Origin of the sequence: Paraburkholderia sp. RL17-347-BIC-D (genome assembly GCF_046027915.1) — a bacterium.
Taxonomy (GTDB): domain Bacteria; phylum Pseudomonadota; class Gammaproteobacteria; order Burkholderiales; family Burkholderiaceae; genus Paraburkholderia.
In genome coordinates, this window is record NZ_JARESS010000012.1 from 98,366 (window position 1) to 112,131 (window position 13,766).

12 protein-coding genes are annotated in these 13,766 nt (G+C 62.2%); 4 read left to right on the plus strand and 8 right to left on the minus strand.

The window, feature by feature from the left end; translation table 11 throughout:
* Positions 1-112 precede the first annotated feature (112 nt).
* The 3 genes from P0D96_RS18320 to P0D96_RS18330 form a co-directional block, all read right to left on the minus strand.
* Entirely contained in the window at positions 113-961 is an 849-nt protein-coding gene (locus P0D96_RS18320; protein ID WP_408314661.1) for an SDR family oxidoreductase, read from the minus strand.
* 72 nt (positions 962-1,033) lie between these two features.
* Positions 1,034-1,795: an SDR family NAD(P)-dependent oxidoreductase gene (locus P0D96_RS18325; RefSeq protein WP_408314663.1), complete on the minus strand. Its 762-nt coding sequence runs from the start codon at positions 1,793-1,795 to the stop codon at positions 1,034-1,036.
* Between the two features lie 29 nt (positions 1,796-1,824).
* Positions 1,825-2,565 (minus strand): SDR family oxidoreductase, encoded by a 741-nt coding sequence (locus P0D96_RS18330; protein ID WP_408314665.1) that lies wholly within the window; start codon positions 2,563-2,565, stop codon positions 1,825-1,827.
* Positions 2,566-2,834: 269 nt separating this feature from the next.
* On the opposite strand from P0D96_RS18330, the gene P0D96_RS18335 reads away from it, so the two are divergent.
* On the plus strand, positions 2,835-3,776 hold the full coding sequence (locus tag P0D96_RS18335; RefSeq protein WP_408314667.1) for an AraC family transcriptional regulator: 942 nt from the start codon (positions 2,835-2,837) through the stop codon (positions 3,774-3,776).
* A gap of 90 nt (positions 3,777-3,866) precedes the next feature.
* On the opposite strand, the gene P0D96_RS18340 is transcribed toward P0D96_RS18335, so the two are convergent.
* Together P0D96_RS18340 and P0D96_RS18345 are read right to left on the minus strand one after the other, a co-directional pair.
* Positions 3,867-4,682 carry a class II aldolase/adducin family protein gene (locus tag P0D96_RS18340; RefSeq protein ID WP_408314669.1) on the minus strand — a complete coding sequence of 272 codons (816 nt, stop codon included), beginning with the start codon at positions 4,680-4,682 and terminating at the stop codon, positions 3,867-3,869.
* Positions 4,683-4,975: 293 nt separating this feature from the next.
* Positions 4,976-6,130, minus strand: a complete 1,155-nt coding sequence (locus P0D96_RS18345) for a porin (protein ID WP_408314671.1) — start codon at positions 6,128-6,130, stop codon at positions 4,976-4,978.
* Between the two features lie 295 nt (positions 6,131-6,425).
* Here P0D96_RS18345 and P0D96_RS18350 point away from each other — a divergent pair, with 295 nt between their 5' ends.
* Positions 6,426-7,232 carry a MetQ/NlpA family ABC transporter substrate-binding protein gene (locus P0D96_RS18350; protein WP_408177014.1) on the plus strand — a complete coding sequence of 269 codons (807 nt, stop codon included), beginning with the start codon at positions 6,426-6,428 and terminating at the stop codon, positions 7,230-7,232.
* A 123-nt stretch (positions 7,233-7,355) separates the two neighbouring features.
* Here P0D96_RS18350 and P0D96_RS18355 read toward each other — a convergent pair whose 3' ends face one another.
* The 3 genes from P0D96_RS18355 to P0D96_RS18365 form a co-directional block, all read right to left on the minus strand.
* Positions 7,356-8,471: a succinylglutamate desuccinylase/aspartoacylase family protein gene (locus P0D96_RS18355; protein ID WP_408177015.1), complete on the minus strand. Its 1,116-nt coding sequence runs from the start codon at positions 8,469-8,471 to the stop codon at positions 7,356-7,358.
* Positions 8,472-8,731: 260 nt separating this feature from the next.
* The gene (locus tag P0D96_RS18360) at positions 8,732-9,514 is read right to left on the minus strand and encodes an ABC transporter substrate-binding protein (RefSeq protein ID WP_132382224.1); all 783 of its coding nucleotides are present in this window, start codon (positions 9,512-9,514) and stop codon (positions 8,732-8,734) included.
* A 378-nt stretch (positions 9,515-9,892) separates the two neighbouring features.
* A complete protein-coding gene (locus P0D96_RS18365) occupies positions 9,893-10,135 on the minus strand; it encodes a hypothetical protein (RefSeq protein WP_408177016.1) in 243 nt (80 codons plus the stop codon).
* Between the two features lie 477 nt (positions 10,136-10,612).
* On the opposite strand from P0D96_RS18365, the gene P0D96_RS18370 reads away from it, so the two are divergent.
* Positions 10,613-11,761, plus strand: coding sequence for an ABC transporter substrate-binding protein (locus P0D96_RS18370; protein WP_408314673.1), 1,149 nt, complete (start codon positions 10,613-10,615; stop codon positions 11,759-11,761).
* A complete protein-coding gene (locus tag P0D96_RS18375; RefSeq protein ID WP_408314675.1) occupies positions 11,761-13,575 on the plus strand; it encodes a diguanylate cyclase domain-containing protein in 1,815 nt (604 codons plus the stop codon). The genes P0D96_RS18370 and P0D96_RS18375 overlap by 1 nt, the downstream gene beginning before the upstream one ends.
* Positions 13,576-13,766 lie beyond the last annotated feature (191 nt).

Sequence of the window (13,766 nt, forward strand, 5' to 3'; positions counted from 1 at the left end):
CGTCGCGCCGCCTTCCAACTGCGGATCGCCAACTCAGCTGTCCGGTGAACGGTCATACGCGTTCACCGACGTTCACCGGTTCCAACTTTTCGCCAGGTGTTCAGGCTTGAAGTTACTCGACGAAATCCGTTGCTTCGGAAGAGCCTTTCCAGGCGTCGACATCGTGCTGGACCGCCGCGATCTTTTGCGCCGCCAGTTCGTTCGCAATCTTGCCGGCGAACAGGTGCAACGGGGGCTCTGTTACGTCCACCGCCTGCATGATCAGCAGGGCCAGCTTGTCCGGGTCGCCTGCCTGACGACCGTGCAGCGTGCCGAGATGCAGATCGAGCGATGCCTTGGCCTCGGTATATTCGTCGATCTGCCGTTTGGCCACCGCTAGCGCGCCACTCGACAAAAACTCCGTGCGCACCGGCCCCGGATACACCACCGTTGCCTTGATGCCGAACTCGGCCACCTCGGCGGCCAGCGACTCCGTCAGGCCGGCGATGGCGAACTTGCTTGCCACATAGCTGCCCCAGCCGGCGTAGCCGCCCTGGAAACCCACAATCGAAGCGATATTGATCACGTGCCCGCCGCGCTGGGCACGCAGGTGCGGAAGCGCATGCCGCAGCACCGTCAGCGGGGCGAACAGGTTGATGTCGAAGTTTTGCCGAAGCTCCTCGTCCGAAAGCCCTTCAACGGTGCCTTGTTGCGCATAGCCGGCGTTGTTGACGACCACATCGATCTTGCCGAAGGTTTCAATCGTCCTGGCGATAGCGGATCGCACGCTCTGGTCGTTGGTGAGATCCACTTGCAGAGGAAGAAACTGCCCGGAGGCCGGGCCGATCGCTTCGGTCAGCGACGCTACGGTTCGCGAGGTCGCCGCGACGCGATCGCCGCGCGCGAGGAGTTGCCGCACGAGTCGTTGGCCGACGCCTTTCGACGCGCCGGTGACAAACCAGATTTTTGCAGACTTGCTCATGATGATGTCCTTTGATAGATCAGTCATGCGAAATTAATGGAGGCCAATTGTTTAAAGGAACTCGGCCATGAATTACTTGAGCGCCACGCTCATTCCACCATCGGCCATCACCACCGCGCCGACGATATAGCTGGCTTTATCGGAAGCCAGGAAGGCGATCACTTCGGCGATTTCCCGCGGATCGGCCGCCCGTTTGATCGGCGCGCTCTTGCCATGCGCGGCGAGAAAAGCCGGCCCGTCTTCGTGGATGTGGTTCGTGATGTTCGTCACCGCATCGCCCGATCCGACCGCATTGACGCGAATGCCGTGATCGATCGCCTCGAGCGACATGGCGCGCGTCAACTGGGCGAGCGCGCCTTTCGACGCCGCATAAGCGGCGATCAGCGGAAACGCCTGATAACACGCATATGAACCCACGTTGACGATCGCGCCCGTCTTCGCCGGCATCATCGCGCGCATTGCCTCGCGCGAGAAAAGGAACGCGCCAGTGGAATTGACTGCCTGAATGCCGTTCCAGTCGTCGAGCGTCATGTCAATGACCGGCTTGTTGATGATGATGGCCGCGTTGTTGACCAGAATGTCCAGCCGCCCAAAGCGTTCTGTCGCTGTCGACACCGCACGCACCGCGCTTTCTTCATGCGCGACGTCGGCGATGAGCGGCACGATCCCCGGCTGGGCCAACGCTTCGACATTGGCGCCACGATCGACGGCGATCACGGTGGCGCCTTGGCCGTGCAGTAGCTCGGTGGTGGCGAGTCCGATGCCGCTAGCTGCGCCAGTGACGATGGCGACCTTGCCGGCGAACATTTGGTCTGTGGATGCAGATGAGGTCATGATGAATTTCTCCTGGGGGAAGGGGATGGTTAGAAGGGACTGGCCGTCGGACGCACGACGAGTTCGCTCACGTCGACATCCGCCGGCTGCTCGATCGCATAGGCGACTGCGCGCGCAATGGCGTCGGAGGTCAACGCGATCCGGCGGAAGTCACGCATTGCGGCCCGCGCCGTTTCGTCGGAGATCGAATCGGCCAACTCCGACTCCACGACGCCCGGGCAGATCACGGTCACGCGAATCTTGTCGGTTTCCTGCCGCAAGCCATCCGAGATGGCGCGCACGGCGAATTTGGTGGCGCAGTAGACAGCGGCCGTCGGCGTGACGGCCAGCCCGCCAATCGAGGACATATTGATGATCTGGCCGAACCCCTGGCGCTCCATGGTCGGCAGTACCGCGGCGATGCCGTGCAACACGCCGCGCACGTTCACGTCGATCATGCGATTCCATTCGTCCACTTTGAGCGAGCTCAAAGGCGACAAAGGCATCACGCCGGCGTTGTTGACGATCACATCGATACGGCCGAAGGTGTCCAGCGCGAACTGGGCGAAAGCGTTCACGTCGGCGGCGGACGTGACGTCGAGTGCCCGATAATGAACCGAGCCGCCGCTCGCCTGGATTGTTTCGGCCAGCGCCGCGAGTCGTTCGGTGCGCCGTGCGCCGATCACGAGCTGATGCCCCTGGGCGGCGAGCAGCCGAACCGTTGCTTCGCCGACACCGCTGCTTGCCCCGGTGATGAGGATGACCTTGGGTTGGTTGGTTTGCGTTGTCATGGTGCGTTCTCCGTTCCGATAGTTCGTGCAGGTTTTGTCCGAGGGGCGCCGCGAAGGCCGTACATCACGAAGCAGGGCAATCGCGGCGGCGTCTCTCTCGAGACCTTCGGCAGCACTGTGCAACCGATGACCCATCTTATGAGCCGGCCACCTGCGTGCGAATACACGCGACAATGGCGGTATTGCCTATTCCTATCGACGTGGGCTGTTGCCCGTTGATCGAGTCCGGCGGAATCGCTTAACCTGACCTCGCAAAAAAAGGAGTTCTCGTGACCGTTGCCGACAACCCGGTTTCCACAAGAATGGTGAGCCTGCTTGGGCGTCTGGCGCCGAATGAGGGGTACACCCAGTCCGCACTGGAATCGGTGCGGTTCATGCGCTCGAACCGGCCGCTGGGGCGCACACCCGTGCTGTACGAACCCAGCATCGTGATCGTGTGCCAGGGGCGCAAGCTGGGCTTTCTGGGCGAAGAGGTGTACGTCTACGATGCGCAGCACTACCTGGTTCTGTCGGTACCGCTGCCGTTTTCGACGGAAACCGAGGCGAGCGAGTCCGAGCCGATGCTGGCCGTGTCGCTGCGGCTTGATCTCACCGATCTGACCGACCTGATTCTGGCGATCGATCAATCGGCGTGCCAGCAGCAAGGCACGCCGCTTGGGATCGTCTCCACGCCGCTGGAGGGCGATCTTGCCGACGCTACGTTGCGCCTGCTACGGGCGCTGAGCTCGCCGCTCGATGCCCAGGTGCTCGGGCCGTCAATCGTGCGCGAAATCTGCTATCGGGTCCTGGTGGGGGAGCGTGGTGCGGCGATGCGAGCGGCGCTCGCCCATCAAGGCCGCTTCGGCAGGGTGGCCAAGGCGCTGCGGCGGATCCACACGGACTTTGCCGAGCCACTCGATGTCAGCCGTCTCGCCGACGAGGCCGGCATGAGCGTGCCGGCTTTTCACGCCAATTTTCGGGCCGTCACGCAGACTTCTCCGATCCAGTACATCAAGTCGACGCGCCTTCATCAAGCGCGCCTCATGATGATCCGCGACGGCTTGACTGCCGCGTCCGCGTCGGCGCGAGTCGGCTATGAGAGCCCGTCGCAGTTCAGCCGCGAATTCAAGCGGTTTTTTGGCCGCTCGCCGGTGGACGAGGCTCGGGACATGCGAGCGTCTTTTGCGCTTTCGCCCGCCGCGAAGATCGACGATTTTGTTGCGTCTCACTGATAGCCGGCTTCACCCATGCTGCGCGCGAGTTGCGGCGCTCAGACCGGGCATCGGCGCTGAGCACAAAGGCAACGGCAAGGGAGAATGGCGCTAGCTGCGGTAATCGGATTTCGGGTCGTCGATCAGACGGAGCGCGGCTTGCCACGCCAGCTCCGCGATTTCCGCCGAATCCTCGCGAGCGAACTGGCTCGCGGTCAGTTCACAGACTTCGCGCGGCGGGATGCGCAAGGCGCTGCCGCCGGCCAACGCCTGAATCTGCGCCTGGCAGGCACGTTCGAGGAAGTAGATCTCATGGAATGCTTCGGCGGCCGTGGCGCCTGCGGCCAGCAATCCATGATTGCGCAGGATCATCGCCTTGCAGGTGCCGAGATCGCGGACCAGACGTTCGCGTTCGCCGAGTTCCAGCGCGATGCCTTCGTAATCGTGGTAGCCGAGCTTGCCGTAGAACTTCAACGCATGCTGGCTGATCGGCAGCAGCCCTTGTTCCTGAGCGGATACAGCGGTTCCGGCGGCCGTGTGCGTGTGGATCACGAAATGCAGGTCGTCCCGCGCGGCGTGAATCGCCGAGTGGATCGTGAAACCCGCGGCGTTCACGCGGAACAATGCGGGCTCGGTTTGCGCGCGCTCGTCGACGACCTTGCCCTGATGATCGATCTTCACCAGATCCGAAGCGCGCATCTCGTGGAACAGGACGCCATAGCGATTGATCAGGAAGGAGGCCGGGTCACCCGGCGCGCTCGGCAGACGCGCGGTAATGTGCGTGTCGATCATGTCCGTCATGCGGAAATGCGCGACGAGCCGGTAAAGCGCGGCCAGTTCTTCCCGCACATGCTGCTCGCTATCGGATCGCGCGCTGCGTGCAGCGTGCGATTCCAGCGCAGGGTCGGATAATTGGGTCGTTTGCATTTGAGAAGGCTCCGAGGTTCGCACTTGTTGTCGTGTGCGTAATGTTCGCTGCCGGCGAGGCTGGCAAGCGTCGCGGCTTCAGTAAACAATACGCCGTTATCGTCGGCGAGGACCAGCCCATCGGGCCTTACCTGCTCGTGCATGGTCTCGTGCCTTTATCGGAAGCCAAAAACAACGGGGCGAATGATCTCCGATAAAAAAGAACTCGCCCAAAAAGAAAAACGCCCCGCAGGGCGTTTTTCAAGAACCTCGGTCCAGCAGGAAACTCGCGTTCCCCGCTGAGAGAGACTCGCTTAGAACTTGTGACGGATACCGACGCGGAACGCCAACTGGTTGTCCGAACCCGTGCCCGACGTGTTGAAGTAGCTCGTGCTCGAACCGATCTGCGCTTGCACATCGCCCGTTGCCGCGTTGTGGCCCGAAGCGATCTGGTAGATACCCAGTGCATACACGTCCGTACGCTTGCTCAGCGCGTAGTCGACGCTCAGGTCCACCTGGTTCCAGTGGCCCGTGTTCGCGTTGCTCAGGTGCATGTACGTGTAGCCCGCGCCTGCCGTCAGAGCCGGCGTGAACGCGTACTTCGCGCCTGCTTCATAGGCGGCGAACGTCGTCGAACCACCCGTGATCGGCTCGAAGCGCGTGTTCGTGTACAACGCCCACAGCGTCGCTGCGCCGATCGAGTAACGGCCGCCGACGCCGAACGTGCGCAGATCGCGCACCGTGCCGGTCGTCACGTTGGCCATCGCCGTCGAGAAGGCCGGCGTTGCCTGACCCGGGAAGCGGATGTCCGTGTAAGCCGCGCCGACGCTGAACGGGCCGTTGGCGTAGTTCACGCCGAAGCTATAAGCACGCGACGAACCGGCGGTCGTGCCGACCGTCGGTGCGCCGGCAAATGCGCCTGCCTGGTTCGAGAAGCCGTACATCGCGCCGAAGGTCAGGCCCGCGAAATTCGCGCTGCTGAACTTGACTGCGTTGTTGATACGGCTCGACGTCAACTGGTCGACGTCGTTGATGTGGTAAGCGTAGTTACCCGCGACGGTCTGGCCGCCGGTCGAGTAGTTGCCGCCCAGATAGTCCGTCGAAAACGAGTACTGGCGACCGAACGTCAGCGAGCCGATGCCGTCCTTCGACAGACCGACATAAGCTTGACGGCCGAACAGCGCGCCACCCTGGCCGAGCGTGCCGTTGCCGCTGTTAAAGCCGCTTTCCAGGACGAACAGCGCCTTCAGGCCGCCACCCAGATCTTCCGTGCCGCGCAGGCCCCAACGGCTGCCTTGCGAAACGCCGTCGTCGTACTTGAAGAGGTTGTCGTGACCCGTTGCGGTCTTCGAGTTGTTCACGTAGCTGATACCGGCATCGATCAAGCCATACAGCGTGACGCTGCTTTGCGCGTGGGCGGCGGTGGCGAAGACGGCGAGAGTAGCGGCGGTCAATACTTTCTTGTTCAAGACTTTCTCCGATTAAAAATTAAGCGATCGCGGCGCCGAACTCTTTGGTCAGGTCGTGCGATGGCCCGAAATTTAAGGGAACGCAGAGTAAGGTATGTGACAGCATGGGTTATTTTTGAAATCTGTCGCGCCGGCGCGACACTCACATGGCGCCGCCCGCTCAAATCACGCAGGCCATGCGCGTATAAGCTTTTTCCGGATCGTGCATATAAGCGTGTGAAAAACGATTGGTTTCGGGCGCCCCGGCCGCATGCGACGATGCGCGCCTATCAACAAATCACACGTGGGGCAACGCATGCAACGCCGGAGAATCATCCAGAACCTGCTCGCTATTGCGGCCATTTCGCTCACGGCCACGTTCGCGCACGCGGACGACAAACAACTCAAGATCGGCACGATGAGCGGTCCCGACGCGCAAATCTGGACGGTCGTGACGAAAGTGGCGGCGCGCGAAGGTCTGAACGTCAAGGTCATCGAATTCAACGACTACGTGCAGCCGAACGCGGCGCTCGACGCGGGCGATCTCGACGCCAATGGTTTTCAGCACCAGCCGTTTCTCGACAGCCAGATCAAGCAGCGCGGCTACAAGATCGTCAACGTCGGCCTGACCTATGTGTCGCCGATGGGCTTCTATTCGAAGAAACTCAAGTCGCTTAAGGACTTGCCGGAAGGCGCGAAGGTCGGCATCCAGAACGATCCGTCGAACGGCAACCGTGCGCTGCTGCTTCTGCAGAAGTACGGCGTGATCAAACTCAAGCCGGGCGTCGGCACGAACGGGGTGAACGCGACGCCGCTCGACGTCGCCGAGAATCCGAAGAAGATCAAGCTGGTCGAACTCGACGCCGCGCAATTGCCGCGCGCGCTCGGCGATCTCGACGCGGCGTCGATCAATACCGACTACGCGGTCAAGGCCGGCCTGCAGCCGACCAAAGACGCGATCGCGATCGAGGACCTCAAAGGCCCGTACGCGAATCTGATCGCGGTGCGCGAGCAGGACCGCAATCAGCCGTGGGTGAAGAAGCTGGTGGCGGCGTACGAGTCGGACGAAGTGCGCAAGTACATCGATACGCAATTCAAAGGCGCGATCATTCCGGCCTTCTGAGCGCGGCTTCGACACACGGAGTGCAAAAGCAGATCGCCCGCTGAAACAGCGGGCGATTTGTCTTTCGGCTCAAGCTTTTACCGGTGCAATGCGCGGCAACGCGGCACCGTCCACGGTTGCGCTTTAGTTGCTCAACAGCGAGCCGCTGCGGAACGCCTTCGCGCCGGCGATGCGCGCGAACTCCAGGCCGGCCGTCGCAAAGCGCGTCAAATGCCGTGCGTACAGCACGCCGGCCACGCTGCTCTTCAGCGTGACGACTTGCTCCGTCAGCGGATCGACAATATCGGCGATCTCATGGCCCACGTCGACCCAGGTGCCCACTTCGCAGCGATACACCAGCACGCCGCTCATCGGCGCGACGATCGGCTCGGCGCCGGCGAGCGGCGTGGCGGCGAATTCGAGCGGCGGCAGCGGAGCGGCCGTACCGTCGATCACGCCACGCGAGGTCAGGTATTCGATGATCGCCTGGGCATCGTGCTCGGCGTACTCGTACGACACTTCGCGCTGGCCGCGCAGTTCGATCGTGACCGAGATCGAGCCGTTCGGAATCGGGAAGCGGTCGCCGTAGCGGCCACGCAGATCCGACCAGCAGAAGCTGTGGATTTCATCGAACGGGTTGCCCACCGAATTGAGCGCGAGCAGCGAGGCCTTGGCATCCAGGTAGCAGGCGAGCGGCTCGACTTCCGGCCATAGATCCGGATTCGTGTAGAGGTGCATCGCGGCTTCCCAGTCGCAGTGCAGATCGAGCACGATGTCGGCGTCGTACGAGAGCTTTTGCAGTGCGAGGCGCTGCGATTCGAGTTCGGTTGCCGGCTGTTGCGCATCGAGCGCCTCGCGCATGGCCGTGCGGATGGCGGTGCGGTTGGCGTCGACGTTGTCGGTCAGGCGCGACTCGATCACCGGCTGCACCAGCGCCGACAGATCGTGGAAATTGCGGTTGAAGTTCTGCGCGGTGTTGGTTTCGAAGCGTCCCGTCAGATGGCCGAGAAAGTGCTGGTTCAGGCCGATCGGATTGGCCACCGGCACGATCACGACTTCGCCGCGAAGCTTGCCGGCGGCTTCCAGCGCGGCCAGCTTGCGGCGCAGCGCCCACGACACCAGCATGCCGGGCAACTCGTCGGCATGCAGCGACGACTGGATGTAGATCTTCTGCCCGCCGCCGGGACCGTAGTGGAAACTCATGAGGTTGCGGGCGGTGCCGAGCGTCGGGGCAATCAGCGGATGGGTTTGGGTTTGCATAGTTTTCAAATCCGCGGCGAGGTGGGGCGTGCCGCGCTATCTCGTTGATAACAGTGGGGAAACTTGCTTGGCGGCCGGTCAGTCTCGGGGCCGGCGGGTGGCGCCTTGCGGGCGCCTCGATCGCACGATCTTAGCCGATATGACGCAGTGTGTGGTTTTATGCGGCGCCGCAAATGAAACGGGCTCCGCATGTGGCGGAGCCCGTTTCGGCAAACCGGCAGGCGCGCCGTCAGACGCGCATGGCTGGTTGAGTTGGCAACTTAGCTGCCGTACACGTCGAAGTCGAAGTACTTCTTCTCGAGCTTCTTGTACGTACCGTCCTTGATGATGTCGGCGATCGCCTTGTCGATCTTCGCCTTCAGATCGGTGTCTTCCTTGCGCATGCCGATGCCCGCGCCGTTGCCGAGGATCTTCGGATCGTCGAGGTTCTTGCCGACGAAGTCGAAGCCGGCGCCGCGCGGCGTCTTCAGGAAGCCGATTTCAGCTTGCACCGCATCTTGTAGCGCTGCGTCCAGACGGCCCGACAGCAAGTCGGCGTAGACCTGGTCCTGGTTCTGATACGGCACGACCTTCGCGCCCTTCGCTTCCCAGTACGTCTTCGCGTAGGTTTCCTGGATCGTGCCTTGTTCCACGCCAACCGTCTTGCCCTTGAGCGAGTCGGCCGTCGGCAGGATGCCCGAACCCTTCTTCGCGACGAGGCGCGTCGGCGTGTTGAACAGCTTGTTCGAGAAGGCGATCTGCTCGGCGCGTTGCGGCGTCATGGACATCGACGACAGCACGCCGTCGAACTTCTTCGCCTTCAGGGCCGGGATCATGCCGTCGAAGTCGTTTTCGACCCACACGCACTTGGCCTTCAGGCGCGCGCAGATTTCATTGCCGAGGTCGATGTCGAAGCCAACGAGCTTGCCGTCCGAGCCCTTCGACTCAAACGGAGGATAGCTGGCGTCAACGCCGAAACGGATGGTCGACCACTCTTTAGCGTGTGCGCCAATCGAAACGGTAGCAAGCAGAGCAACCGTCAAAGCCGCTAGCAGTTTTTTCACTGTTTAACTCCTCGTGTAGTTCAAATACGCCCGCATGCGGTTGTACCGCTGCGAGTCACCCGGCGCGACTCACGACCGGGCTTGGGTTGAAGCTGCCAGCCGGGGCGGCCAGCAGCGCGCGCCAAGCTTATCAGTTCAAAAAGATTGGGTAGCTAGTGAAACACCGGATGGCGCGGGAGGATAGCTTTTAAGGTCCAAGTGTGGTGGAGATTCAAAAGCGGCCGTGATGCGTATTGGATGGAATGGCCGCTCGCCTTGCGCATGTAATCGCGTAGTAATGAAGTTGGCTAATTGCGTCCGTATTGCAGTTCGGCCGAATGACGCGCGATTCAAGCCACTCGGGCGCGGCGGACTAAAAACCGGCCATTTACTCCTTATTTACTGCTTACCCAGCGAATCCGCGCGCCCGGCGCCGACCTCGCCGCACCACAGTTCGCCTTTGTCCATCATCTGCGCCTCCTGCGCGGACATGCCCGCGCAGGTGCCGCGCATGTCCGGCGTCTCGCGCTCAGTGCGCGCGAGCGCGGCCCGGTTCATTTCGCCCTGAAGCCAACTGCCGAAGCACCCAATCGACCCGGCCGCGACGGCCACCCACATCCACTCTGTTTTGCTCAAGCGCATTGTCTGTTTCTTGTCCGACTCTTCGACTGCCCGCAAGACAGGCCGCGCGACATCCGGCGACGCTGCCGTCGACCGCCGGCGGCGGACTGGGCAAGAGAGTTTATCGGCACCGGCGCGGGGTTCTTTAGAGACGGCCCTCTATCTCCGAATGGCGTTATTAAGCGCGGACAATCGCGCGCTATTACAGCGCTTGCGCGCGTTTCAATCGATAGGCGGCGAGTTAAAGTTTCCGCATAAAGTGCCGTTAAATGCAGTTGAGCGGCTTTGATGCATCACGTCCGACCGGATATTTTTTCGACTCTGGCTAAGCCAAAAACCAAAAATGGTTTCCTTAGCGCTATCATCGATGCTCCTCGCGCTCCGCTACACGCAGCATCGAGCGCATCTGTCTGAAGAAAGTCACCGAGCACCCCGTCCGCGGATCGAGTCCGCGTGTTTGCGCTCGTCGGAAAGGCCTTCTGCTAAACGGTGTTGGTTATGCACATGATGTTGACGGCAGATGAAAAGCGCTTTTGTAAACGATTCTTCCATTCACGAATCGCTGCCGCCTTGGCGCGCGCGCGTTTGTCGTGTCGCGGCGTTTGTTCGGGATATTTAACATTTCTGATTGGCGCGGTTATCTGCCTGGGCGTTTGTTTGGCGTCGCCGGTTAAAGCCGAAGAAAAGATTCTGCGCGTGCTGGCATGGCCCGGCTACGCGGACGCCGACGTCGTCAAGAATTTCGAGGCGCGTTATCAAGCCAAAGTGGAAGTGACGCTGGTCGATTCCGACGAGGCGCTGTGGGCGCAGATGCACGCCAAACATGCGCCGCCGTTCGATGTGCTCGCCGCCAATACCGCGGAAATCCAGCGCTACACGCAGGCGAATCTGCTGGCGCCGCTCGATCTCGCCAGCTTGCCGAACACCAAAAAACAATTGCCGCGCTTTCAGGCGCTCGCGTCGATCGGCGGCATCACGTCGGGCGGCAAGGCGTACGCCATTCCGTTCACGTATTCGTCGATGGGCCTGATCTACGACCGCAAGCAGGTCGCCGTGGCGCCGCGCTCCATGCGCGAATTGTGGAATCCGCGCTACCGCGGCAAGGTGCTCGACTTCAACAGCGCGCAGCACAATTTCTCGTTCACGGCGCTGGCGCTCGGCTATCCCCATCCTTTTCAACTCGATGCCGCGCAGATGCGCGCGATCGCGCACAAGCTCGTCGATCTGCGCCGCAATCTGTTGACCTATTACACGTTGCCCGAGGAGGCGACCGCGTTTTTCATCCAGCACAAGGCTGCGCTGATGTTCGGCAACTACGGCACCCAGCAGGTCGAATTGCTGCGCCGCGCGGGCGCCGACGTCGGCTACGTGATTCCCGACGAAGGCGCGCTCGCGTGGCTGGATTGCTGGTCGATGACACGCGCGGCGGCCGATCAGCCGCTGGCGCTCGCGTGGATCAATTACATGCTCGAACCGGACGTGAGCGCCTTGCTGACGCAACGCCAGGGACTCGCCAACACGTTGACGGCGCCCGCGGAAAATAGCGATAACGCGCGCATCGTGTGGATCGGTCCGGTCGAAGATATTCAGCGGCGCGAGGACCTGTGGGCCAGAATCGTGTCCGGGGACCGGTCGGAGCGTTTTTGATGATACGCCCGGGGCTGACCTTCAAACTATCCGTGCTGCTTGCGTGCATCGGCGTGCTCGCGTCCGGCGCGACCGGCTATTACGCGTATCGCGCCAACCGCACGATGCTCGTGAACGAAGCCGAGCGCAGCCTGCTTACGTCGACGGAATTGCTCGGCCAGCGCTTTTCCACCTCGATCGACGATGTCGCCGCCGACGCGCTCGTGCTCGCGAGCATGCCGTCCACGGCGGAGGTCGCGCAGACCGACGACGGTATCGGCCCGAACGTGGCGCGCGAACGGCTGGCGCAGGTGTATTCCAGTTTCATGGTGCATCACCCCGAGTACCTGCAAGTCCGTCTGATCACGCGCCAGCACTATGGACTCGAACTGGTGCGCTTCGACCGCGACGCCGACGGCCTCGTGCGCGTCGAAGGCAACAAGCTGCAGGAGAAAGGCCAGTTCGCGTACGTGTTCGACACGCTGGCGTTTTCGCCGGGCCGCATCTACACCTCGCCGATCTCGGTCAACCACGAGTACGGCACGCATGCCGCGGAGGGCAAGCCGACCTTGCGGGTCGGCACGCCGGTGTCGAACGCCAATGGCGCGGTGGTGGGCGTGATCGTGATCGACATCGATCTGGCGGGTTTGTTCAAGCGCCTGCAAAGCGATTTGCCGAGCGACTATCAGGTCTATCTGGCTAACGAGTGGGGCGATTTCCTCGTTAATCCGGATGCGTCGAAAACCTTCGGCTTCGATCGCGGCCGGCGCGTGCTGATGCAGGACAGTTTCTCCGTCACCAAGCCGCTGTTCGAGCAGACGCAAAGCGAGGTGCTGGTCAACGGCCTTGGGCGGCCACGGCAGGCCGCCGGCCAGGTGCTCGCTTTCGTGCGCAGGCCGTTCGGCGATCTGGAGGGCAACCGCTTCATCGTGCTCGGCCTCGCCAAGCCGCTCGAAGACGTCCTGTCCGGCGCGAATCTGCTTGGCAACAGAATCGTGCGCATGGTGCTGATTTTCAGCGTGCTGGCGCTGTTCCTTGCGGTTCTGTTCGCGCGCGCGCTGACCAAGCCGCTGCACATTCTCGCGTACGCTGCGACGCATCTGTTCGCCGAGCACGCCATGGAAACGCTGCCGCTCAAACGGACCGACGAGATCGGTGTGCTGGCGCGCTGCTTCGACCGGCTGCGCCGCGAAATCAAATCGCAGATGGACGTGTTGCACACCAAGCAACGCGAGCTCGTGCATCTCGCCACGCACGACGTGCTGACCGGACTGCCGAACCGCGTGCTGTTCATGGAGAAGCTCGAAAGCGCAATCGACGAAGCGACGCGGCGCGAGGAAGGGTTGGCCGTGCTGTTCGTCGACCTGGACCGCTTCAAGCAGATCAACGACCAGTTCGGCCATGCCGTCGGCGACAAGGTGCTCGTCGCGGTGGCGCGCCGCTTGAAGCAGGTGCTCTGTTCCGCGGATGTGGTGGCGCGTCTGGGCGGCGACGAGTTCATCGTGCTGATCGAGGGGCCGCGCTCGGCGGAGGCGGCGCCCGCGATTGCCTCGCGGATCATGGCGACGTTGAACGAGGAACTCCGCGTGGACGGGCAGGGCATGACGGTGGGCGCGAGCATCGGCATCAGCCAGTTCCCCGACGACAGCGGCACGGCCGAGGAGTTGCTGCTCAACGCCGACGCCGCGATGTACGCGGCCAAATCCGGCGGACGCTGCGCCTATATGCGCTATCACGTCGTGCTCGAAATGCGCCGACGCGAACAGCTCGAGCAGGCGCACGCGCAGGCAGACGTAGGCGCAACGGAAGGGCGCGAGGCCAAGCCAATGGCCTGATGCGGCTGTTACGCTTGAGCTGCGCGCCCAGCTTTGCCGGTTGCTTGCCGGTTGCTTGCCGGTTGCTTGCCGGTTGCTTTCTAATTGCTTTCTGATCGCACCGCCTGCTGCTCTCTCCCGAGCAAAACCGCGAGGCAACTTTGCCTCGATCCTCGCTTTGCCGAGCGTCGAAGCAATCGTTTGCGCCGATC

Coding starts and splice junctions, on each gene's coding strand:
- P0D96_RS18330 (WP_408314665.1), bottom strand. CDS start 2,565: ATGACAACGCAAACCAACCAACCCAAGGTCATCCTCATCACCGGGGCA.
- P0D96_RS18350 (WP_408177014.1), top strand. CDS start 6,426: ATGCAACGCCGGAGAATCATCCAGAACCTGCTCGCTATTGCGGCCATT.
- P0D96_RS18355 (WP_408177015.1), bottom strand. CDS start 8,471: ATGCAAACCCAAACCCATCCGCTGATTGCCCCGACGCTCGGCACCGCC.
- P0D96_RS18320 (WP_408314661.1), bottom strand. CDS start 961: ATGAGCAAGTCTGCAAAAATCTGGTTTGTCACCGGCGCGTCGAAAGGC.
- P0D96_RS18365 (WP_408177016.1), bottom strand. CDS start 10,135: ATGCGCTTGAGCAAAACAGAGTGGATGTGGGTGGCCGTCGCGGCCGGG.
- P0D96_RS18370 (WP_408314673.1), top strand. CDS start 10,613: ATGCACATGATGTTGACGGCAGATGAAAAGCGCTTTTGTAAACGATTC.
- P0D96_RS18375 (WP_408314675.1), top strand. CDS start 11,761: ATGATACGCCCGGGGCTGACCTTCAAACTATCCGTGCTGCTTGCGTGC.
- P0D96_RS18340 (WP_408314669.1), bottom strand. CDS start 4,682: ATGCAAACGACCCAATTATCCGACCCTGCGCTGGAATCGCACGCTGCA.
- P0D96_RS18325 (WP_408314663.1), bottom strand. CDS start 1,795: ATGACCTCATCTGCATCCACAGACCAAATGTTCGCCGGCAAGGTCGCC.